The sequence below is a fragment of the Pseudonocardia kunmingensis genome (assembly GCF_006716445.1).
GTDB classification, from domain to species: Bacteria; Actinomycetota; Actinomycetes; order Mycobacteriales; family Pseudonocardiaceae; genus Pseudonocardia; species Pseudonocardia kunmingensis.
Genome location: NZ_VFPA01000001.1, coordinates 63,352 through 85,482 on the forward strand (window position 1 = coordinate 63,352; position 22,131 = coordinate 85,482).

Genomic DNA, 22,131 nt, shown 5'->3' on the forward strand with positions numbered 1-22,131 from the left:
ACGATGACGGAGAACAGGGGCCCGCGCAGCAAGCTCGCCGACACGGTCGCCCAGCAGCTGACCACCCTGATCCTTTCCGGTAGCTACCGGGTCGGTTCGAAGCTGCCCTCCGGTGACCTGCTTGCGAGCCAGTTCGGGGTCGGCCGCAGCTCGATGCGGGAGGCGGTCCGCACGCTGCAGGCAGCGGGGTACCTGCGCAGCACCCAGGGCGTCGGGACCTTCGTCGTCAACGACCGCCCACGCCCCGACCCCGTCGACCAGGCCCTGCGCGACGGGTACACGATGCGCGATCTCTTCGAGACCCGCGTCGCGATCGAGGGCAAGACGGCCGAGCTGGCCGCACAGCGGTACTCCGACGCCGACCGGTCGGCACTGCTGGCCGTGCTCGAGGCCGCCGAGCACCCCGGCGTCGACCACGACGAGTTCGTCGCGCTCGACGCCCGCTTCCACCGCCAGATCGCGGCGGCTGCGGAGAACCCGCTGCTGCTGCACCTGTGGGATTTGATCCAGTCACAGTTCCGGGAGTACTCCCTACGAGTCGTAGGCATGCCAGGGCGACGCGAGCGTGCGCACAGTGACCACCACGGTATCGCGGAGGCGATCCTCGACCGCGACCCCACGCAGGCCGGAGATCTTGCACGCGCACACGTGGTGACCGTGCAGCGCGAGCTGCACCGCCTCGGAGGGTGAACCGAGCGCCGAACCTCGCTGAGCACCCGCGCTGGGGGAGTCCATCACTGCGCCGCGACGGGGGGGGTGCGCCGTCGAGCCAGGGGACTTCACGGGGGCGACGAGGGAGAACAGGCGTGCTGGAAGGGCGGTTCCCCGGACGCTGCGTGGTCCGCACTGCCGATCTCGACGAGACGCACGCGGAAGTCTGCGTGGTGTTCCTGCTGCACCGGATCGAGGTGCTCGAGCGTGTGACCGAGCTGGACGCGCTCCTCGACGCGCTACGGCTGAGCGCAGTCACGGCCGGGCACCTGCGGTACGAGCCCGAGATCCGGGGCCGGAGCTGGAGAAGCTGCTGGGGCACTGCTGCTCGGCGCCGGCACGACTCCGAGGAACTGCGCTGCGGCGGCGCCACTCCCCGACCGCGGGTGGTTCGCCAGGCGGCGGAGCTGATCGAAGACCGGCCCGGGGCACCTCTGGACGGGGGTCGTGGCGGCGCGCTGGTGGGTCCTGGCACCCCGGCAAGTTCGCGGCAGCGAAACAGCATCATTTCGGCCGAGGTGCCGCGGCGCCTATGAGGCGTCTGCGCCGGCGAGCTTCCCGTCGACGGTGACCGGCACACCGTCAAGGCTCACCGAGCACCCGCGCAGCGGAATGTCGAGATGGTAGGGGGTGTGCCGGTCCTTGAACGGGTGCGGTCCGGTCGAGATCAGGAAGTTGCCTGCGGCGCATCGGCCATCCATGCCCATCACGCTTTCCTTGTCGTACATGGCCATCGACCACCAGTCGGCACTCTTCTGCAGGCCCCAACCCATGTGTGAGGTGAAGCGTGCATCCGGGTCGGCGCTGTCCGCGAAGAAGCCCTCCAACATGGACGCCTCCCGGCCTCCGTGGATGGAGACGATTCGACCGGCCTCGATCGTCAGTTCGACCGCTGATTCGACATAGGACTTGAACGGGAAGATGATGTCGTTCGGCTCGAGCACGAGTTTCCCGCTGACATGCTCGTTGTCGGGCCAGCACAGAACCATCTTGGAAGGCCAGTGGTCCCAACGGCCGGGATCGTCGGTGAACCCACACTGGTAGCCCGGGTGCGAATCGGTGAGATCGGCGGTCAGGTGCGTACCTGCGGCGGAGGTCACCGTCATGGTCGATGCATCGGCAATCCGCCGGACCGCCGCCTGCGCCTCCCGCTTGTCGTCCGGAGTGGACATGTTCCGTGCGAGGATCTCCGGCGGTTCGCAAGCGTAGAGAATCCGCGTACCCGCGCTCAGGATCTCACTCATGACGGGCGCGTGGATGAAGCCCTCCATCGTGAGGTCCATGACGAAGTCCGCGGCCTTCAGCAGATCCAGGACAGGCCGATTGCTGTCGAGCGACACCAGGCCGTAGCCGGTGCCGGTGCGCACCGACGGCAGCGGTACGGGGGAGCCGGCGGGCAGTGTGACGGTGGCGACCGCAGCGCCATGACGCTGCGCAGCGCCGAACGCCGCCGCCACGTAGTCGGGCCGGCTTGCGGATTCGGCCAGGACCACGACATTTTCCTTGCTGTTCAGAGCGCAGAGTTCGAACTCCTTCGCGAAGAGCTCTCCAACCTCTGCACCTGCTAGCTCGAACATGGTGTGGCTCCTCCTATGACGCGGCTGGATGGTGTCGGTCCGGAATCCCACGTCGCGCAGATACGCGGGAGTTGATTCGCATCGTGGTGATCGTCATGCGACAGCGGCGTCGTGCAGTGCTGCCACCGCTTCCTGGAAGGGCTCGAGCGGCGCCCTGAGCAGGCCGGCGCCGATGTGGCCCCCGTCCCGGTGCGCGGCCCCCATGTGGATCGCCGGTGTCACGCCGGTGGTCACGACCTTGGCCACGTCGATTCCGAGGGGCGTGCCTCGGAAGCCCAGGAAGGGGATCTTGAATTCGGGATGTTCGGTCTCGGTGATCGTGTACATCTGCTCGTTCGTGGCGATCATCGCCGCTGGTGTGCCACCGCTGTAGTCCTGCAACGAGAACGCCGCGGCGGCTGCCATACCGCCGAGCCCGATCGTCTCCATGATCAGGCTCTCGCCGCCCATGAAGGCCAGGTCGTCGGGCGTGAACCCCTCGAACAGCTTCGCTTCCAGCGGTGGGAGCGGCGCTCGGAACCAGGTGTCGCCGGTTCCTCCGACACGGATGGCGAACTCACGCTCGCTCACCACCATCGCCGTCACGATGCTGCTGCCGGCGACGTCGCGGGCGGTGTCGGCGGTGGCTTTGCCGGACGCCATGCCGACGTGGAGGAAGAACAGCTCCGATTTCTCGAGGAACCGCAACACCTCCAGCGCGACGTCCGATGATCCGGGCGTGGTCAGCAGGGGCACGGCCATCCGCTGGTAGAAGATCGACGTTGCGGCCACGTTGCGGCTGTGGAGGTCGTCCCCCATGCCGAGCGCACGTCGCATGATCGGCTTGAGCGCGAGCCCTCCGATGGCCCGGACAGCCGCGCCGAGTGCGGGGCCGATGACGTCGCGGACGTGCAGCAGTTGGTCGCGGACGGCGTCGTTCCACACCCCGTAGGTGAGCCGCTGACGCGCTGGGCCCTCGTAGACCAGGCAGTGACCACAAGTCCCGGAGTTCCTGTCCTCGACCACGAGCACCGGCATCGACGCCGAGGTGACCCCGGTGACGGAGCCGACGCACCCATGATCATGGCAAGCCCGGACCAGGATGTCGCCGGCCGCGATCCTGGCGTCGGCGTCCTGCGCGGACGACGCCAGACCCTCGTACTGTGCGGCGCCGATGATCGCCCGGCGCTGCCCACCGGTATACGCCGACCACGGCATGGGCGCGCCCGACGTCAGAATCATGTGGGGTTGCATGCCCGGCAGCGCCGCCAGCGCGGGTCGGACATCGACCAGTACCGGATCGGCCTGCGCCATTCGCTGTGCGGCGACGGAGTTCGCCGCAGAAAGCCCCGTCACCCGCACGTCGGTCATGATCCGACCACCGAGTCGAGGTCTACCGACGGAGCGGCAACGGTGCGAGCGGCCAGGTCCACGCAGAAGCGAGGGCCGGACATGCGACCGAGCGGTTTCAGACCGGCCAGTGAGATTCGGCCGCGTTCGTCGAGGACACCGTCGTCGACAACGATCAACTCGACACGAGCGATGACGAGCGTGTCCCTTCCCAGGACCACTTCCTGTTCGAGACGACATTCGAAGGCGATGGGTGCTTCCGCAACCCGCGGCACGTCCACCCGCTCGGAGGGCCTACTCGTCAAACCGGCGCGCTCGATCTCGCTGACGCCGGTGGGCCAGCCGAGACTGCTGATCTCCAGCTCCCGGGCGTGGGTCTCAGTGGCGATGTTGACGACCAGCTGCCGATTGTCGCGGATGTTGCTGAGCGTGTCCTTGGCGACCTTGCCCTCCAGCTCGGTGCGGCCGATCGAGATCGCGAGCATCGCTGGATCGCGGGAGGCCACGGTGAAGAAGCTGAAGGGCGCGAGGTTCACGACGCCGCCGGCGTCGACCGTCGTGACCCACGCGATGGGGCGTGGCACGATCGCGCCCACCAGCAGGCGATACACGTCAGCGGCAGCGGAGTCCGCTGGTCTGCACAGCAAGGTTGGTCCTCCTGACGAGGTGGGGACGGCTGATGGATGTGCCCCGAGCCACGACGACGCGATCGAGGCTTCTGATCAGCCGGGTGAGCTGTCGCTGTCGAGCAGCGTCACGACGCCGTGCACGCCGTCGACCCGCACCATCTGCCCGGTCTTGATGACCTGCGTGCCATAACCGGTGCCGACGACGGCAGGGAGTCCGTACTCGCGGGCGACGATCGCGGCGTGCGCCATGATTCCGCCCGAGTCGGAGACGGCACCGGCGATGCGCTTGAACACGGGCGCCCAGCTCGGATTGGTGATCGGACAGACGAGGATCTCGCCGTCCTGCACCAGACTGAGGTCGTTCGGGGTCAGGATGACGCGGGCCGGACCCTCAGCGACGCCTGCGGATGCCGCGACCCCCTGCAGGACGTCTCTCGAATCCTCGCCCGGGATCTGCCACCGCTCGATGGTCTCCTTGGTGATCCCCCAGAGCATGATCGTGAACGGCTCCGTGATGGTCTCGGGTGGAGTACCGATCGCCGGCGGTGGCGTCCAACGCCGGAGGGACTCCATGATCTTCTTACGCGCGACCACCTCACGCTGCCAGTAGGCGCGACGGTCCGGGCTCGCGGTGCCCCAGCCGGTCTCCAGGTCCCAGAGCGCGGGGTAGACCTCCCAACGGTGCATGTAGAAGATGTCGTTGGCGTCGTGCAGGAAGCCGTGCGCCGCGAAGACCGCACCGAGTTCGCGGACCTTGGTCCAGAAGATCGAGTAGTGCTGGTGTTCGCAGTAGAAGCCGTGGTCCTCGACGAAGACGTAGACCGTTCGCGCCAGTTCCACCAGCTCGTCGAAGCTGGCCTGTTCGTCCGGCCCCGGCAGCAGGCTGCGGTACTCGCTGGTGATCCGGTCGCGTTCGGCGCGGACCTGCTCGAGTGGCCGATCGATCGGCTCCCCGCGGACGAGGCTCTCGACGTAACCCTTCATGGCCGTGAAGGGGACCGTGAGGTCCTCCATCCACGCCGGGTGGTTGTGGGAGACGCCGTGGCCCGTGGAGAACCAGAACCACTTCTCCTTGGTCTGCTCGTAGTCCTTCAGCCACTCCGCACCGTTCGGGAGCGCGGCAATGGCCGCGAGGACGGCGTCCGGGTCGGGACCGTTCGCGAACGCGGACGTGAGCTGGAGCTCGACCGCGAGCCGCGACAGCCGACGCAGCTCCTCGTCCGGCCGGAAGATGAGCGAATCGATGCCCATGACCATCTTCGCAACGGACTGGTCCTCGATGCTCGGGAACGCGGCGCGACAGAACTCCAGGAGGGTGAGGTATGCGCCGTACCCCAGGCCCAGCATCTCGAAGTGGAGGTAGTCCATCTCCTGGTGGTTCGCGAGCAGCTGGTTGTAGGCCTCGTACAGTCTGTAGCCACTGCCCAGGTGCTTGCCCTCCTTGACCGACTCGAGCGGCTCGAGGTCGGCGAGCGGTTCGAAGGTGATGGCTTTCAGGCGTGCCGTGGTGTCGAGCGCCTTCTCGACCCAGTTGTCGTAGAGGTCCTGCCAGTTTTGGAAGTAGTGACCGGCCCGCTCTCCGAAGACGGCAGCTCGTCGCGCGATCTCGTCGGGATCGGTGATGACCGTCGGACTCACGTACACGTAACCGTTGACGACCCGGTGGTCCAGGCCGAGCGCGGTCGGGATCGAGAAGACCCGCGTCGTGTTCTGGCTGAGCACGACCCAGGTGTGTTCGGGCATGAGCAGGTCGAAGGGGTAAACCGGCTCCGGGTAGTGCATGGAGTCGAAGAACCAGAACTTCTCCTCCTCCGTCTCGCGGCGATCCTCGCTGAACGTCGCGTAGTACGGGTACATGCGCTCCCAGCCCTCGGCGCCGTCCGGTGTCGGGAGTTCGAACGGGCTCAGAAACGCTCGCGGCTTGCTGTCAGTCATGGTGTTACCCCACATTCGGAGGGCTCGCCGGTCAGGCCGAGCAGGAGTCGGAAATCACCCGCGATGCGACGTCGTTCTGCACCGTCCACCGCTGACGTGGTGTCGAGCTCGCGAACCGCATGGTCGTAGAGCGGTAGACCTGCGACGAGAGCCTCGGGCACACGAATGCGCTCCAGCGACCACCGCAACTTCTCGACCGAGCGCTCTTTGCTGTACCTGCCCGACCTCACCCACTCGGCCGCCAGCCAGCTGAGAGCTTCGAGGAAGGACAACGAATCGGCGGCCTGGAGGACGTCGGCCTCGGTCCCGCCCCCGATCTCGTGACGGAGCACGAGGGCCCGCACCTGTCGGATGAAGGCCTCGTCGCTCACCCGGGCCTCAGACCGGAGGAACTCCTCGACCACGTCGGCCGAGCGCAACGAATGCGCGAAGAGATAGTCGGGATCGTCGAAGGGAACGCTCGGCGTGCTCGACGGCCCACCAGGAAAGTGCCGCTCCGCGTCGTGCACGAGCGCGGCGAACAGCAGGGCGGGGCTGGCATCGGCCCGCAGGCATCGCGCCCACCGACGCGTGACCAGGAGGTGCTCGAGTTCGTAGAAGCCCTCCAGCCACTGGATGGCGTGCAGCTCCAACGGAGTCAGGGAAGGGTCCGCATATCGTCCGAACCACTCAGCGTCCACGTCGGCGCCCCCTCACCGCGGCGTTGAGAAGCCAGCCCCCCACGAACGCCGCGGTGACGACAACGGGCGTCGGGACCGCGGACAGACGTTCCGGCAAGGACGGCGCGACGGGTACCGCACTCGAGGGCGCCGGTTGCTCGCGCAGCGACGTGCCCTCGGCCGTAGGAGCGTCGACAGGCGTGCGGGCCTGCACGATCCCGGCGGGCTGCAGCTCGTCCGTTCCCCCCGACAACTCCTTCCGCACCGCGGCCGCGAGCTGCTCGGTGATCTTGTGCGAGTGCTTGGCCAGCACTTTCTGGCCCACTGTCCCCAGCATGCCGCCGAGCGACGCGTCCGCGGTGAGCGTGACCAGCGTTGACTCGCCTTCGCCCCGGAGATCCATCGAACCCACGGTCCGCAGGTAACTCTTGGCTCCACGCGCCGTCTTCCCGACCGCCGCGAAGTCGAGGCGGGAACCCGGTTCCCGACCGGTGATCTCCAGCCTGACCGAGAACGTCGCGGACACCGGACCGACCGACTGCGTCATGATCGCGCTGACGTTGTCGTCGTCGATCACCTCGACGTCGTCGACGCCGGGGATACACCGAGCCATGACGGGGATGTCAAGGAACAGCTCCCAGAGCTGCTCAGGCGTCGCCTCGACCGAGAATTGCTCCTCGAATCTCACTTTCCGCTCTCCTGGCCGTCGACGATCGCCTGCCACACCCGCTCAGGCGTGATCGGCAGCCGACTGATCGACACGTTGTAATCCCGCAGTGCGTCAGAGATCGCGTTGGCGATCGCGGCTGCGGGTGGGATGGTTCCTGCCTCGCCGACGCCACGGACACCCAGTGGCGTGACAGGGGACGGCGTCTCCAGGTGCTCGAGCTCCCAATCGGGCAGATCTGCCGCGGACGGCGCGAAGTAGTCCATCATCGTGCCGTTGATCAGCTGCCCGGAGTCCGGGTCGTAGAGCAACTCCTCCATGAGCGCGGCCCCGAACGCCTGGGCCAGGCCACCGTCGACCTGCCCGTCGACGAGTGTGGGATTGACCTGCGTACCGCAGTCGTGCGTGAGGACGAAACGTTCGATCTCGAACTCACCGGTGGTGGGGTCGACGGCAACCACGCAGGCCGCCGCGCCGGACCCGTACGCCGAGGCTTGCGGATCGAAGTACGCGGTCGCCTCCACACCCGGTTCCATTCCGTCGGGCAGATCGTGACCCGAGATCGCGTTCTGGAACACGGTGGCCAGCGGGATCGGCTCGACCGACCCGACCAGGTCGACAACCTCCTGGCCGCTGATCACCAGGTTCTGGGCCGACTCGACCCCCATGAGGTGCGCTGCGATCGCGAGGACCTGCTGCGACAACTGCTGCGCGGCCTGCTGCCCGGCGCCGGCGTTCGCGATCATGGTGCGCGATGAGAACGAACCGCTGCCGCCCGGGCTGGCCCCGGTGTCACCGGCATGGACGTGGACCTGGCTGTGTTCGACCCCCATGACTTCGGCGACCACCTGCGCGAGTGCGGTCGCCCCGCCCTGCCCGAAGTGCGTGATCCCGGTGTAGCAGTCGATGGTGCCCGATCGCGTGCCGCGCAGCGTGACGCTCTCGTAGGCGCCGAATGCAGCGCCCTCCTTACCCAGCCATTTCGAGCTGGGATACCCGGTCTTCTCGATGAACGCCGCGAGACCGACCCCGCGCAGCCTGCCGTTCCCATCGGGCACACGATCGCGGGTCCGCAGTCGGTCGTAGTCGATCGCGTCGGCGGCCAGCTGCAGGCAGGCCGGGTAGTCACCCCCGTCGTAGATCGCGCCGCTGGGAGTCTCGAACGGCAGCTGCTCCGGCCGGATCATGTTCTGGAGCCGGAACTGCAGCGGGTCGATACCGAGCTCCCGCGCCATGCGCTCCATCAGGAGCTCACAGACGAAGTTCGATTCGGGAGCACCGTAGCCGCGGTAGGCCCCCACCGGTGCCTTGTTGGTCGCGACGATCTGGCGTTCTGCGTAGCAGGACTCGACCAGGTAGGGCCCGGTGAGCGTGACCGTGGCGCTGCTCGGCGGGCCGAACGGCGAGTGGTAGGCACCCATGTCGATGGTGAGGGTGTCGGTGAGAACCCGCACTGTTCCGTCCCGCGTCGCGCCGAGCTTGGCGACGTGTCGCGCCTCGCGGGCATGGGTGCTGGAGCGGAAGTGCTCGATCCGATCTTCTACCCACTTGACCGGCCGACGGGTCGCCATCGAGTGCAGGCTGGCGATGAGGTCCTCCGGGTACACCCCGAGCTTCAGGCCGAACCCACCACCCACGTTCGGCGACTGCACTCGGACCTTGCCCTCGTCGAGGTCGAGGATCTCGGCCAGCTGCTTGCGGACCAGGTGCGGGACCTGCGACGAGACGTGCACGAGCAGTTCGCCGGAGCCGGGGACGAACTCGGCGATGATCCCGCGGCCCTCCATCGGCAGCGCGATCACGCGGTTGATCTCGAACGTGTCCTCGATGACGACGTCGGAGAGGGCGAGAGCGAGTTCGGGATCACCGGTCCTGCGCGTCGTCGTGGCCAGCAGGTTGCCCTCGACTCCATCGTGGAGGCCAGGGGCGTCGGCGGAGACCGCGCCGCGGACGTCGACGCGCTGCTCGATCGGTTCGTAGTCGATGTCGATCAGTTCCAGCGCGTCCTCGGCCACGCGCCGGCTGGTCGCCGCCACGCTGACGACCGGCTGCCCCTCGAACAGCGCGACGTCGGGCGCCATGGCCCAGTACGACAGGAGCGGCACCTCCTTGATGGGCCGCAGGCGCGTCAGCGGCTTCGTGCACCGTGCGACCTCGGAACCCACCAGGATGTGCTCGACACCGTCGAGCGCGGCTGCCTCGGAGACGTCCACCGACACGATCCGGGCGTGCGGAAAGGGTGACCGGCCGACCGCCATGTGCAATGCGTGCGCGGGTTCGATGTCGTCCAGAAAACGCGCATAGCCACGGAGCAGCTGAGCGTCCTCGTGCCTGCCGACCCGCTGCCCGAGCTGGGCTTCCCGGCGGAGCTGCGGCGGCATGACCTCAACCATTGCGTGCGCCTTCCTGTGCCCCGAGCCACTCCTCGACGGCGTCGACGATCTTCTTGTAGCCGGTGCAACGGCACAGCACTCCGGCGAGCGCTTCCCGCAGCTCACCGCGTTCGGTGTCGGCCGACATGCCCTCCAGCGATTGCGCGACCATGAGGAAGGCCGGTGTGCAGAAGCCGCACTGCAGGGCGTGCTTGTCGTGAAACGCCTTCTGCAGGGCGCTGAGCTCGCCGTCCTGGTCGAGTGACTCGACCGTCCGGACCTCTCTGCCCTCGACCTGAGGGGTGAGAACGAGGCAGCTCTTCACCGGTTCGCCGTCGACGAGGACGGTGCACATCCCGCACACGCCCTGCTCGCAACCGAGGTGCGTGCCCGTGAGCCCCAGTTCCTGACGCAGGAAGTCGGCCAGGTGCACGCGTGGCTCGACCGTTCGCGTGTACTCCCGTCCGTTGACCTGGATGCAGACGGAGCAGTTGTTCGAGGGGTCGGCGCTCATGCGACGGCCTCCAGCCGGGGAAGTAGTTGGTCGATGAGCTTGCGGAGGTATTGGCCGGCGAGGTGCCGTCGATAGTCCGCCGACGATCTCGCGTCGCTCGAGGGGTCGATCTCGTTCATGCACGCCTCGACCGCGGCGTGGATCCGTTCGGGGGTCGGATGCTGGCCGATCAGAGCCTGTGCCGCCGCGGGAGCCAGGATCGCCGTGTCCGCAACACCGCCGAACCCGATGCTCAGGTCGACGACGCTGCCGTCATCGGCGATCGATGCCGTCGCTGCGGCGCTGACGATGGCGAAGTCGTTGTGACGTCGGGTCGCTTCGGCGAAGGCGACGCGGTTCCCACCCGGTGGGAGGTCGACCTCGACGATCAACTCATCCGGCTCCAGGTGGGTCTCGTAAGGACCGAGCAGGAGTTCCGACATCGGTATCGCACGGGTTCCACGCGCGCTCGCCGCCACGACCGTCGCACCCAGGACCAGGCAGGCGAGTGGGACCTCGGCCGTCGGCTCGCCCTGGGCGAGACTGCCACCGATGGTTCCGCGGTTGCGCACCTGGATGTCACCCACATGCCGCAACACGGTTGACATCAACGGCGCCCGCTCGCGCACCAGCGCCGCGTCCTCGAGCTGCCGGTACGTCACGCACGCGCCCGCCGCGATGCCCGTCTCGGTGGCGCGCAGCCGGCCAAGACCCTCGACCGCTCCGATGTCGACGATGATCTCGGGGCGGACCAGCCGCATGTTCAGCATCGGGACCAGGCTCTGGCCGCCGGCCAGGATCCGGGCGCCGTACCCGTGCTCCTGCAGCAGCTTCAGCACGTCATCGACCGTGGTGGGGCGACAGTAGGAGAAAGCTCCTGCCTTCATCGCACCCCTCCACTACCGATGAACTGGGAGATCACAGAGGAGACCGCGTCGTTCTCCTTCGTCACCGCTTTGAGGGAGTCACGGACGCGACCGGCCCACACCGTTTCGGGCCGGACCTGCAGGAGAAGGAGACGGCCCGCGCCGTCGATGGCCCACTCGATGTCCTGCGGCGCTCCCCGCAGGCCCTCGATCTGCTTGCCCAGCGTGACCAGGTCGGCGATCTCGTCGGCGTCGAGGCACGCCTCGGTCCGTCGGGCCTCGTCAACCGGAAGTGCAGCCACGCCACCGGACAGGGTGTCGAATCGATATTCGTGCGCTTTGTCGCCGAGCTCCTGCGAGGTGACAGTGCCGGTGACCTTGCTGACCGACCACCGATCAGGATTGACATCACCACGCACGACGGCCTCGCCCAGACCCCAGCTGCCCTCGATGACCACCTGCGACCGATCTCCGGTCAACGGGTTCAGCGTGAACATCACTCCTGCTGTCCGGGCCTCGACCATCAGCTGCACCGCTACACACATCGGCGAGAACCCGGAGCCGAGCGATCGGTGCTCGCGGTAGGACAGCGCGTGGCTCGCCAACGAGCCTGCCCACACCCGCAGGACGTGGTCGACCACCGACGTCGCCCCGCTGACCCACAGGTAGGTGTCGAACTGCCCGGCGAAACTCGCCTCGGCACTGTCCTCGACCTGACCGCTCGACCGGACGGCCACGGGCGGGTCCTGCAGGCCGAGCCGCTCTCCGAGCACCGTGTACTCCGCTTCGATCCGGCGACAGAGCGATTCAGCCTCGGCTGTTGCCGCCACCGCCTCCCGTAGCCCTCGGGCCACGTGCTCAGAAGTTGCACCGTCGGCGGCGAACGAGCCGGCGCGCTCCAGCGCTCCCCGCATCCCGGGGTCCTGGAGGAGTCGCGAGTGCGCCGCGGTGGTGACCGCGAAGCCCGGCGGAACGTGCAGGCCCGAGCGGGTCATCTCGACGAGGCCGGCCACCTTCCCACCGAGCAGCTCGGTCGACGGGCGGTCGTACTCGTCGAAGCGAATGATGGATGGTTGGTCGGACATGGCACCCCTGAGCTGGCGATAGCCCTGAACAGGCAATATGCGGATAACTGCTTATTCGAGCCTAGGAAGCGCGCCGGCCTGTGTCAAGACCCACATCGTGGGTCGCGCGCCCCGACGCAGCCGGGACCGACGCAGCCAGGCGGTTGGCGGCGGTGATCCGCGGCAAGCCGGGCCCCCGGCCGGCTGTCGGGGCCCGAGAGGGCGGCGGGAGGGCGACTAGCATGAGATCCATGAGGTCCGGCTCGTCGCCGAGCAGTCACGTGAGCCCCGACGATGTCGGCCTGTCCAAGACCCTGATCGCCGTCCAACTCCTGGCGCGCGACCTGCTGACCAGAGTCCCTGGGGAGCGGATACCGACCGCACTCCAGTACCAGCAGCTCATCGGGGTGGGATCGGGCACCGTCCAGAAGGCCCTTCGCACTCTGCAGAGCATCGGCGCCGTGAAGCTCCATCCACGTGGCCACACCGGCACGTTCCTCGTCGACGTGGCCATCGCACAGCTGTGGTCGTTCGCCTCGATCGGCGCACCGACCGCCGTCCTGCCGTTGGCGACGTCGCCCGAACTCATGGGGCTCGCGACAGCATTGCGCGAGGAGTTCAAGCGGCTGCAGATCCCGCTGCAGGTGTTGTACACCTACGGCTCCGGCCGCCGACTCGAACTGATCGAGCGCGGGGAAGCGGATTTCACGGTCCTGTCCGGAGCAGCGGCCCAGGATCTGTGCGACAACGATCCGACCTGGCAGACTCTCTCGCTCGCACCCACGAGCTTCTATTACGAGAACAGCTGGTTCATACTCACGCGCCGAGGCCTCGATCCGCTGGCAACGAACAGCATCCGCAGGATCGGTATCGACCCGTCTTCACACGATCATGCGATGATCACCGAGGCCGAGTTCCCGCTCGAGTCGGGATACGAGTACGTCGAGGGGAATTTCCCGTTCATGACGGAGAAGCTCGCGGTCGGAGAGATCGACGCGATGGCGTGGCACCAATCCTCACTGGCCATTCCCCTCGCCGCGGTAGGCATCCGCACACGACCGTTGCAGCAGCCTGCAGCACTCGAGGCGGTCGCGCGCATGCATACCGCGATGATCGTGGTCCACTCCTCGCGCAAGGAGCTCGTCCGCGCTCTCCAGCTTCTCGATCTCGGCGCCCTGGCGAGCCTCCAGGGCAAGGTCATCTCACAGGAAGTACTCCCCCTCTACTGATGTCCTCGACCAGCAGCGCCGCCCCGCCCTCTTGATCCGGAGCGCCTCTACCGCTCCGCCTGCCCAGGGTCAGGCCGATCGGCCCCGGGCGGGTGTTCCAGCCGGGCTGCACTGTCGGAGGAGCCGTGGGCGATGAGCTCGTCCGGCGGGTGGTCCTGCGCCGACCGTGCCGCCACCGCGACGAAGTCCGCGATCAGCGGGTGACCGCCGACGGTCTTCCACGCCAGCGAGATCGGGACCGGCGGCGCGTCGGAGACGGCCCGGTAGGCGATCTGTGGATGGCGGTAGACGCGGCCGGTGGCGGCCGGGGTGAGGCCGAACCCGCGCCCGGTCGCAATGGCCTCGAGCCACTCCTCGATGTTCTGCACGCGGACGAACCGCCGGGGCCGCAACCCCGGCCGCCACAGGTCGGGGTGGGTGGTCCCGGCGAGCACGTTGACCACGACGGGGTGCTCCCGCAGGTCGTCCAGGGTGAGCACGTCCCTGCTGGTGAGCGGGTGCTGGGCCGGTAGCGCGGCGATCCGGGGCTCCTCGCAGAGCAGCAGCGTGCCCCACGACGGGTCCCGGGCCCCGCCCACCATGAACGCGACGTGGCACTTGCCCTCGGCCAGGCTCGCGCCGGCGTCGTCGTAGCGCCGCAGATCGACCGTGACCTCGGCGTGCTCGGCCTCGAACGTGCGCACGACCGGGCTGGTGATCTCCGCGGTGGCCCCCGACGTGAAGCCGACGCGCAGAACGGAGGTGGCCCGGCGAGCCGAGTCGACGGCCTCGTCGAGGACGGCGAGCACGCGGTGGGCGTGCACCAGGAACCGGGCGCCGGCCGCGGTCAGCGCCACCGAGTGCCGGTCACGGGAGAGCAGCCGGGTGCCCAGCGCCTGCTCGAGCGCCACGACGGCCCGGCTGAGCGAGGGCTGGGTCAGGAGCAGCCGCTGCGCCGCCCTGGTGAAGCTCCGCTCCTCAGCCACCACGATGAACGCCCGGAGGAGCCGGAGCTCGATGCCGTGCGAACCACGCTGTTCAGCCATCGCCGTTATGCATAGCACGTATTAGGCCTCCTCAAGTGGCATTGGCAGGGATGACGAGCGGGTTCGTAACCTCCCGCCATGCCAGACGAGCTCACCCGCTTCCGCGGAGTCATCCCGGCGCATCTGCTGCCCTTCACCGCGGACCTGCAGATCGACGAGGCCAATCTCCGCAAGCACCTGCGGTGGCTGTTGGAGACCGACGGCCTCGGCGGGATCACGACCACCGCACACGCCTCCGAGGTCGCGACCCTGACCGCCGACGAGCAGCGCCGCGTCCTCGCCATCGTGCTCGAGGAGGTGGACGGGAAGGTGCCGGTGATCGCGGGCGTCTACCAGGACGGCACCGCGGAGGCCGCACGGATCGCCGCCCGGCGCGAGGAGGACGGCGCCGACGGCCTGCTCGTCTTCCCGTCGAACGTGTTCAGCGACGGCGGCCACCTGCGCACCGAGATGGCGACGGGGCACTACGCCGAGATCGCGGCCGCCACCCGGCTGCCCATGATCGCCTTCATCTACCCGACGACGTCCCCGCTGCGCATCCAGCTCGACGGGATCCTCGAACTCTGCACCACGATCGACAACGTCGTCGCGATCAAGGAATGGTCGAACGACATCGTCGTCTACGAACGCACCTGGCGGGCGCTCAAGGCGCTCGGCAAGGAGATCACCGTGCTGTCGAGCTTCAGCCGGTCGCTGTTCGCATCGCTCTGCGTCGGCGCGGACGGCATCCTCTCCGGGCACGGCAGCGTGGTGGCGGACCTGCACGTGCAGCTGTGGAACGCCGTCGAGGCGAACGACCTCGACGGAGCCCGCGCGGTCTGGGACCGCATCTGGCCGCTCGCCGAGGCCTGCTACCGCGACCCGTTCCTGGACGGGCACAACCGCATGAAGTTCGCCCTCGAGCACCTCGGGCGCATCGACGAGGCGTTCGTGCGGCCTCCGCTGCGGCCGCTCGGCGCCGAGGAGCGCGTGCAGCTCGCGACGGCGTTCGACGAGTCGGGGCTCGGCGATGCAACCCGCTGACCTGATGTTCCGCCCGATCCGGATCGGGACCGTGGAGATCCCGAACCGGATCGTGCTGCCCTCGATGACCACCCGGTACGCCACGCGAGAGGGGTTCGCGACCGACGAGACCGTCGGCTACTACCGGGCCAGGGCCCGCGGTGGCGTCGGCCTGGTCACGGTCGAGATGGCGGCGCCGGAGGTCGCCGGCCGGCACCGGTTCCACGAGCTCGGCATCTACGACGACAAGTTCCTTCCCGGCCTGACTCGCATCGTCGAGGCGATCCACGCGGAGGGGGCGCGCGCGTCGATCCAGCTCGGTCACGGCGGCAGCCGGGCCCGCCGGGCGGTGTCGGGGACCCAGCCCGTGTCCGCGTCCTCGATGCCCGTCCCGGTCTTCGAGATCGAGCACGAGATCGCGCGCCCGGAAGCGATGACGGAGAGCCGCATCGACGAGGCCGTCCGCTCCTTCGTGGAAGCGGCGCAGCGCGCCCGCGCCGCCGGGTTCGACGTCGTCGAGCTGCACGCCTCCCACGGCTACCTCATCTCCCAGTTCCTGTGTCCGGCGGAGAACGACCGCACCGACGCCTACGGGGGCTCGCTGGAGAACCGGGCCCGGTTCGGCCTGCGCATCCTGACCGCTATCAAGGCTGCGGTGCCGGACCTCCCGGTGATCTTCCGTATCACCGTGGACGACCTCTTCCCCGAGGGCCTGCCCTTCGCCGAGGGCCTGCAGGTCGCGATCTGGGCGGCGGAGGCCGGCGCCGACGCCATCAGCGTCACCGCAGGCCACTACCGCTCTGTGCCGGGCGCGGAACGGATGATCCCGCCGATGGCGTATCCGGACGGGGCGTTCCTCGACTTCGCCGCCGCGGTGAAGAAGGAGGTGCACGTCCCGGTCATCGGCGTGGGGCGGCTCGGGAACCCCGCGGTGGCGACGGCTGCACTGGCCGAGGAGAAGCTCGACCTGGTCGCGATCGGCCGCCCGCTGATCGCCGACGCGAGCTGGCCGGCCAAGGTCCGGGCCGGTCGCCCGGTGCGTCGCTGCCTGGCGTGCAACCACTGCGTCAACAACATGCGCGGCGGCAACGTGCTCAGCTGCGTGGTGAACCCGCTGACCGGTCACGAGAACGACTTCCGGGAGGAGTCCGGCCCGCGCGGCAGGCGGATCCTCGTGATCGGCGCCGGCCCGGCCGGCCTGTCGTACGCGGCACTGGTCGCCGGGCAGAACGAGGTCACGGTCGTCGAGAGCGAGGGCCGGGCCGGCGGCGCGTTCCGCTGGACCGGGAAGGCGCCGCTCTTCAACGACGTCGGGGCCGCGGACGGCACCTTCGACGCCTACATCGGCGAGCTGGAGAGCGAGTGCCGCCGGCTGGGCGTCGACTTCCGGTTCGGCACCCGGCTCACCCGCGACTCACCCCTGCTGGCCGACGCCGACACCGTCGTGCTGGCGACAGGCGCGCGCTACCGCGGGCGCACCGGGCCGTTGGTGCGGGCGGTCCTGCGCTCCGGCCGTCTCAAGTCCGCGACCGGCCGGAAGGTCTTCGCCGACCCGAGGCTGCGCGACCTGTTCTACTACCGCGCCCGCGCCGCAACGGGAGCATCCGTGCGGCGCGAACTCGGACTGGCGTCCGACGACCGGCGCGAGGTGATCGTGATCGGGGACGCCGCCGCGCCGGGCAAGGCGCGCGAGGCCATCGGCAGCGCCTTCGCCGCCGCCCTGGACACCAAGGTCGAGTTCCGCCGCTAGGAGGGTGCTTCAGCGCGCTCCTAGCTCCCAGCGGCCGAGCGCGGCCGCACTCGAACAAACGCGATGGAAGATCATCAAAGGAGATGCACGTGAGCTCGTTGCTCAAGGGGAAGACCGCGATCGTCACCGGCGCCGGCCGGGGGATCGGCGCAGCGATCGCCACCGCGTTTGCCCAGGAGGGCGCGACAGTCGCCGTGCTCGACATCGACGGCGACTCCGCGCGCAGCACGGCGGAGCGGATCGGCGGGTACGGGTTCTCGGCCGACCTCACCGACCCGGCCGCCGTCGAGAGCGCGGTCGAGGACGCCGTGTCGGCGCTCGGCGGGCTCGATGCCTTCGTCAACAACGCGGGGGTCTGCAGCACGGGGAGCCTGCTCACCGACGGCGTGGAGGTGTGGGACCGGCAGTTCGCGGTGAACGCGCGGGCCGCGTACCTGTGCTGCACCGCGGCGGCGCGCCGGATGGTGGCCGCCGACGCCGGCGGCTCGATCGTCGTGGTGACGTCCAACTGCGCCCACGCGCCGCGCATGGACCTCGGCGCCTACTGCGCCTCGAAGGCCGCCTCCGAGATGATGGCCGAGTGCCTCGCGCTCGAGCTGGCGCGACGGCAGATCAGGGTCAACACCGTCAACCCCGGCTCCTGTGAAACCGAGATGCAGCGGCGGCAGTGGGCCGAGCTGGGCGTGGGCCCGGAGCGCCAGATCAACGGCGACCCGAGCACGTTCCGGACCGGCATCCCGCTCGGCAGGCTGGCGCAGCCGGAGGACATCGCCGACGTGGCGGTCATGCTCGCGTCGGACCGCACCGGGTTCGTCACCGGCCAGAACTGGACCGTCGACGGCGGACAGACGCTGTGAAGCCCGCGGCGGACACCCGGTCCGGGGACGGCACGGAGCCGGACGCCGACCAGAAGATCAACAAGAGGTACGTCGTCGCGCTCGGCGGCGGGATGGCGGTCGAGTGGTTCGACTTCAGCGTCTATGGGCTCGTCGCGGCGCTGCTGGCACCCCATTTCTTCCCCGGTGACGACCCGGTCGCCTCGACCCTGTCGGCGCTGGCGGTGTTCGCGGTCGGGTTCGTCGCCCGCCCGCTCGCGGCGGTCTTCTTCGGTCCGCTGGCGGACCGCATCGGGCACAAGAAGGTGCTCCTGGCGTCGATCACCGCGATGGCGGCGAGCACGCTGATGATGGGCCTGCTGCCCACGTACGACCAGATCGGTGTGTGGGCGGGCGTGGCGCTGGTGGCGGCCCGGCTCATCCAGGGCCTGTCCACCGGCATCGAGCAGGCCGTCGGGAACGCGGCCGCCCTGGAGCTGGCCGGCCCGCGCAACCGCGGGAAGTTCGCCACCACCGTCTCCGGATCCATCCTGCAGGCCGGGATCCTGCTGGCCGCGCTCGTCTGCTTCCTGGTCAGCGCGGTCCTCGGCGGCGAGGCGATGGCGGACTGGGGCTGGCGCGTCCCGTTCATCATCGGCGGGCTCTCCGGGCTGGTGATCTTCTACCTCCGCCGGTCCCTCCCGGAGACCGGCGCGAACGCCAAGGCCGAAGCCGCACCGAGGAGCTCCGCCGATGTCTGGAGCGAGCTGTGGCGCCACCGCCTTGGCCTGCTCGCCGTCGTCTTCGTGGTGGCGGGCACGCAGGTGGCCAACTACGCGTGGACCGTCGGGATGCCCAACATGGCCCGCTCCGTCTTCGGCGAGGACCCCACCCAGGTGTTCGCGGTGATGACGGGCCTTGGCTGCGTCATGGTGGCGGTCGGGCCGCTCGCGGGCAGCCTGTGCGACCGCTACACGAACTCGAAGATCTTCACGCTGTTCCGGCTCGGCCTGGTCCCGACGCTGTTCATGGTGCTGCTCTACCAGCAGCCCGGCATCTGGACCTTCGCCGTGGTGGTGCTGGTCGGCGGGATCCTGGTGTCGTTGAACCAGGTGCTGTTCAACTACATCATCTCCACCCTGATGCCCGACAGCTGCCGCACCACGGGCGTCGCGGTCGGGTACGGGCTCGCGATGACCGTCTTCGGCGGCACCGCGTCCTACGTGCTCGTGTGGCTGCAGCAGCAGGGCGCGTTCTGGGTGTTCCCCGTGTACGGGGCGGCCCTCTGCCTCGTGAGCGTGCTGCTGTACGAGGCGGCACGGCGCCGGGGCCACGTCCACATCGGACAATGAGGGGCGCTCCATGGAGCTCTCGCGGTGCAGTCTGAACTCGATGACCGTGCCCCGGCTGGACTTCGAGCAGCTGGTCGAGGTCGCGGCGCGGGCCGGTATCCCGGCCATCGCGCCGTGGCGGGAGGTCACCCGCGCCTACGGGATCCGGCGCGCTCGGGACCTGGTGGAGCGAGCCGGCCTGGCGGTCACGAGCCTGTGCCGGGCCGGCATGTTCACCAGTGAGACGGCCGCGGGCCGGCAGGAGGCCGTCGACGACTGCCGGCTGGCGATCGACGAGGCGCACGAGCTCGGGGCCCCGGTCCTGCCCCTGGTGTGCGGGCCCGTGGTCGACAAGAACCCCCGCGGTTCGCGGGCGATGATCCGCGACGGGATCGAGCGGATCATCGAGCACGCCGCGCAGGCATCGGTCGTGCTGGGGATCGAGCCCCTGCACCCGATGCTCGCCGGCGACCGGTCGATCATCACCTCGCTCGCTGAGGCGAACGGGATCTGCGGGAGCATCGACCACCCGAACCTGGGGGTGGTGATCGACGCCTACAACGTCTGGTTCGACCCCGATCTCGACGACGAGATGATGCGTTCGCCCTGCGTCGGACTCCAGCTCGCGGACTGGGTGGTGCCGATCCGGAACCACACGGCCGCGCGGGGCATGCCCGGCGACGGGTGCATCGACCTGAGCGGGTTCGTGCACCGCGCCAAGGAGAACGGCTATCTCGGCCCGATCGAGGTCGAGGTGATCAGCGAACGCTGGGCGGCCGAGGATCCCGAGCGCGTGGTGCAGCTCGTCGTCGAGCGCTTCACCGCGCTGTGACCACCCGGCCGGCCCGGAGACCTCGGGGTCCCGGGCCTGCCGGACTCCTCACGTCGCAGGCTCCCCCGCCATCCCGTCGATGCCGCTCCGCGCGTCCTCGACGAGGGTGCGGACCGAGATCCCGGCGGCGTACCGGTCCCATGCCCGCGCGACGCCGTCGGCGCGCAGGGCCGCCTTCTGCACCTTCTGGGTCGGCGTGCGGGGCAGGGCGTCGCGGAACTCCACGTACCGCGGAACCATGTGGTGCGCCAGCCGCGAGGCCAGGTGCGCAAGCAGCACCTCAGGGGCCACCGCCGGCTCCCCGCAGACGACGGTGAGCTTGATGTCGTCGTCCGCCTCGAACTCCGACGGGACACCCACCGCCGCGCAGTCGACCACGCCCCGGTGTGTCAGCGCCGCCGCTTCGATCTCCTCGGCGGACACGTTCTCGGCCCGCCGCCGGATCCGCTCGCTGGCCCGATCGACGAAGTAGACGTACCCGTCCGCGTCGATCCGGCCGCGGTCGCCGGTGTGGAACCAGGAGTTGCGCCAGGCTCGGACCGTCGCGGCGGGCTGGTTCAGGTAGCCCTGCATGCCCGTCCACGGCAACCGCGGACGGACGACGAACTCGCCGACCTGGCCAGGAGGCAACTGCTCGTCGGTGTCCGGGTCCACCACCGCCATCTCGAAGAGGTCCTGCCGGATCCGACCGCACGAGCCCACCCGCAGCGGTTCGTCGTACGGGCGCCAGCACGGCACGTTGATCTCGGTCATCCCGTACACCTCGATCCCCCGGACCGCGAACCGCGCCTCGAACGCCTCCGCGATCCGGGCTGGGAACGGCGACGCCTGCACCCTCGTCAGCGGGTTGTCGGCGTCGTCGGCCCGCGCCGGCAGGCGGTGGACCATCTCGAGCATCGGGCCGTGCGCGACCGTCACCGTGGCGCCGAAATCCCGGATCCGCTCCAGCCAGGTGTCCGCGGAGAACCTCACGTCCAGGGCCACGGAGCCGCCGGCGAGGATGCTGGCGAAGATCGCCATGAACTTGCCGGCCATGTGATGCAGGGGGTGGTAGCAGTAGTACACGTCCCGGCCGGTCATGCGCAGGCCCTCGACCGCGGTGCGGGCCAGCACGTGCGCCTGGCCGTGCGGCATGATCACGCCCTTCGGCGGGCCGCTGGTACCCGAGGTGTAGATGATCGACGCCGCATGGGAGGCGGCCACGGTCGGCAGGGTCGCCGGGGGCTGACCCGCCACGAGCCGCGCGAACTCCACGACCCGCAGCCCGGCCGGTCGCGGCAGCGGCGCTCCCCCGTTCCCCATGACCACCACGGTGCGCAGCGCCGGCAGCCGCCCGGACACCTCGAGGAGCCGGGGGAGGAACTCCTCGTCGATCAGGACGACCCGGGCGTCGCAGTCGGCGAGCAGGTGCTGCAGTGCCGTGCCACGCGCCCCGGGGTGCAGGGGAACCTCGACAGCCCCGGCCAGGTTGATACCCAGCCAGGCGTGCACGGTGTCGATCGAGTTGGGCGCGAGCACGACGACGTTCTCGGCCGGCTCGACCCCGAGCTCGATCAGCGCCCCGCCGATGGTCCGGGCACGCTGGAACGTCTGCGCGTAGGTGGTCCGACCTCCTCCCACCATGCGCAGGAACACCTCGTCCCCCGAATCCCGCGCCCGCGCCTCGAGGACGGCCGGCACGGTCCACCCGCGCATGTCGGGCACGCCCCCTCCCCTAGCGCTCATCGACGGTGACGAACGCCCCGTCACGCACCACGACCTCGACGATCGCGGCCGCGTCCAGGGCGTCGTGGTCGTCCGGACCGAAGCAGAGCTGCCCCTCGGTGTACGGAGCATCCATGCAGA

Annotated in this window: 21 protein-coding genes; 8 read left to right on the top strand and 13 right to left on the bottom strand. The window is 69.2% G+C overall.

Features of this window, described 5'->3' with window-relative positions; genetic code table 11:
- The first annotated feature begins 3 nt into the window (after positions 1-3).
- The gene (locus tag FB558_RS00280; protein WP_142047009.1) at positions 4-690 is read left to right on the top strand and encodes a FadR/GntR family transcriptional regulator; all 687 of its coding nucleotides are present in this window, start codon (positions 4-6) and stop codon (positions 688-690) included.
- Positions 691-806: 116 nt separating this feature from the next.
- The gene (locus FB558_RS00285; protein WP_142047011.1) at positions 807-1,247 is read left to right on the top strand and encodes a hypothetical protein; all 441 of its coding nucleotides are present in this window, start codon (positions 807-809) and stop codon (positions 1,245-1,247) included.
- On the opposite strand, the gene FB558_RS00290 is transcribed toward FB558_RS00285, so the two are convergent.
- From FB558_RS00290 to FB558_RS00335, 10 genes are all read right to left on the bottom strand, one after another.
- Positions 1,242-2,288, bottom strand: a complete 1,047-nt coding sequence (locus FB558_RS00290; RefSeq protein ID WP_142047013.1) for a 2,5-dihydroxypyridine 5,6-dioxygenase NicX family protein — start codon at positions 2,286-2,288, stop codon at positions 1,242-1,244. The genes FB558_RS00285 and FB558_RS00290 overlap by 6 nt on opposite strands.
- Positions 2,289-2,381: 93 nt before the next feature.
- On the bottom strand, positions 2,382-3,638 hold the full coding sequence (locus tag FB558_RS00295) for a YlbE family protein (RefSeq protein WP_142047015.1): 1,257 nt from the start codon (positions 3,636-3,638) through the stop codon (positions 2,382-2,384).
- Entirely contained in the window at positions 3,635-4,228 is a 594-nt protein-coding gene (locus FB558_RS00300; protein ID WP_170231129.1) for a flavin reductase family protein, read from the bottom strand. Before FB558_RS00300 ends, FB558_RS00295 begins: the two co-directional genes overlap by 4 nt.
- Before the next feature lie 111 nt (positions 4,229-4,339).
- Complete coding sequence (locus FB558_RS00305) at positions 4,340-6,181, bottom strand: PEP-utilizing enzyme (RefSeq protein WP_142047019.1); 1,842 nt, start codon at positions 6,179-6,181, stop codon at positions 4,340-4,342.
- The gene (locus FB558_RS00310; RefSeq protein ID WP_211365907.1) at positions 6,178-6,813 is read right to left on the bottom strand and encodes a hypothetical protein; all 636 of its coding nucleotides are present in this window, start codon (positions 6,811-6,813) and stop codon (positions 6,178-6,180) included. Before FB558_RS00310 ends, FB558_RS00305 begins: the two co-directional genes overlap by 4 nt.
- A gap of 37 nt (positions 6,814-6,850) precedes the next feature.
- Complete coding sequence (locus FB558_RS00315) at positions 6,851-7,528, bottom strand: SRPBCC family protein (protein ID WP_170231130.1); 678 nt, start codon at positions 7,526-7,528, stop codon at positions 6,851-6,853.
- Entirely contained in the window at positions 7,525-10,005 is a 2,481-nt protein-coding gene (locus FB558_RS00320; RefSeq protein ID WP_211365909.1) for a xanthine dehydrogenase family protein molybdopterin-binding subunit, read from the bottom strand. The genes FB558_RS00315 and FB558_RS00320 overlap by 4 nt, the downstream gene beginning before the upstream one ends.
- Complete coding sequence (locus FB558_RS00325; protein WP_142047025.1) at positions 9,893-10,393, bottom strand: (2Fe-2S)-binding protein; 501 nt, start codon at positions 10,391-10,393, stop codon at positions 9,893-9,895. Before FB558_RS00325 ends, FB558_RS00320 begins: the two co-directional genes overlap by 113 nt.
- Positions 10,390-11,259 carry an FAD binding domain-containing protein gene (locus FB558_RS00330; RefSeq protein ID WP_142047027.1) on the bottom strand — a complete coding sequence of 290 codons (870 nt, stop codon included), beginning with the start codon at positions 11,257-11,259 and terminating at the stop codon, positions 10,390-10,392. The genes FB558_RS00325 and FB558_RS00330 overlap by 4 nt, the downstream gene beginning before the upstream one ends.
- Positions 11,256-12,359, bottom strand: a complete 1,104-nt coding sequence (locus FB558_RS00335; protein ID WP_142047029.1) for a PEP/pyruvate-binding domain-containing protein — start codon at positions 12,357-12,359, stop codon at positions 11,256-11,258. The genes FB558_RS00330 and FB558_RS00335 overlap by 4 nt, the downstream gene beginning before the upstream one ends.
- 194 nt (positions 12,360-12,553) lie before the next feature.
- On the opposite strand from FB558_RS00335, the gene FB558_RS00340 reads away from it, so the two are divergent.
- Entirely contained in the window at positions 12,554-13,531 is a 978-nt protein-coding gene (locus FB558_RS00340; protein WP_170231132.1) for a YhfZ family protein, read from the top strand.
- 47 nt (positions 13,532-13,578) lie between these two features.
- Here the strand turns inward: FB558_RS00340 and FB558_RS00345 are convergent, their stop codons facing one another.
- On the bottom strand, positions 13,579-14,556 hold the full coding sequence (locus FB558_RS00345; protein ID WP_142047034.1) for a LysR family transcriptional regulator: 978 nt from the start codon (positions 14,554-14,556) through the stop codon (positions 13,579-13,581).
- A gap of 78 nt (positions 14,557-14,634) precedes the next feature.
- Here FB558_RS00345 and FB558_RS00350 point away from each other — a divergent pair, with 78 nt between their 5' ends.
- The 5 genes from FB558_RS00350 to FB558_RS00370 all read left to right on the top strand — a co-directional run bounded on the left by FB558_RS00350 (position 14,635) and on the right by FB558_RS00370 (position 20,286).
- Positions 14,635-15,579 (top strand): dihydrodipicolinate synthase family protein, encoded by a 945-nt coding sequence (locus FB558_RS00350; protein ID WP_142047036.1) that lies wholly within the window; start codon positions 14,635-14,637, stop codon positions 15,577-15,579.
- The gene (locus tag FB558_RS00355; RefSeq protein WP_142047038.1) at positions 15,566-17,308 is read left to right on the top strand and encodes an NADH:flavin oxidoreductase; all 1,743 of its coding nucleotides are present in this window, start codon (positions 15,566-15,568) and stop codon (positions 17,306-17,308) included. Before FB558_RS00350 ends, FB558_RS00355 begins: the two co-directional genes overlap by 14 nt.
- Positions 17,309-17,397: 89 nt before the next feature.
- Positions 17,398-18,165 (top strand): SDR family NAD(P)-dependent oxidoreductase, encoded by a 768-nt coding sequence (locus FB558_RS00360; protein ID WP_211365911.1) that lies wholly within the window; start codon positions 17,398-17,400, stop codon positions 18,163-18,165.
- The gene (locus FB558_RS00365; RefSeq protein ID WP_211365913.1) at positions 18,162-19,475 is read left to right on the top strand and encodes an MFS transporter; all 1,314 of its coding nucleotides are present in this window, start codon (positions 18,162-18,164) and stop codon (positions 19,473-19,475) included. The genes FB558_RS00360 and FB558_RS00365 overlap by 4 nt, the downstream gene beginning before the upstream one ends.
- A gap of 40 nt (positions 19,476-19,515) precedes the next feature.
- Entirely contained in the window at positions 19,516-20,286 is a 771-nt protein-coding gene (locus tag FB558_RS00370; protein ID WP_170231133.1) for a sugar phosphate isomerase/epimerase family protein, read from the top strand.
- A 48-nt stretch (positions 20,287-20,334) separates the two neighbouring features.
- Here FB558_RS00370 and FB558_RS00375 read toward each other — a convergent pair whose 3' ends face one another.
- Both FB558_RS00375 and FB558_RS45115 read right to left on the bottom strand, forming a co-directional pair.
- Positions 20,335-21,981: an AMP-binding protein gene (locus FB558_RS00375; RefSeq protein ID WP_142053453.1), complete on the bottom strand. Its 1,647-nt coding sequence runs from the start codon at positions 21,979-21,981 to the stop codon at positions 20,335-20,337.
- A 19-nt stretch (positions 21,982-22,000) separates the two neighbouring features.
- On the bottom strand, positions 22,001-22,126 hold the full coding sequence (locus FB558_RS45115) for a hypothetical protein (protein WP_281288542.1): 126 nt from the start codon (positions 22,124-22,126) through the stop codon (positions 22,001-22,003).
- Positions 22,127-22,131: the final 5 nt, after the last annotated feature.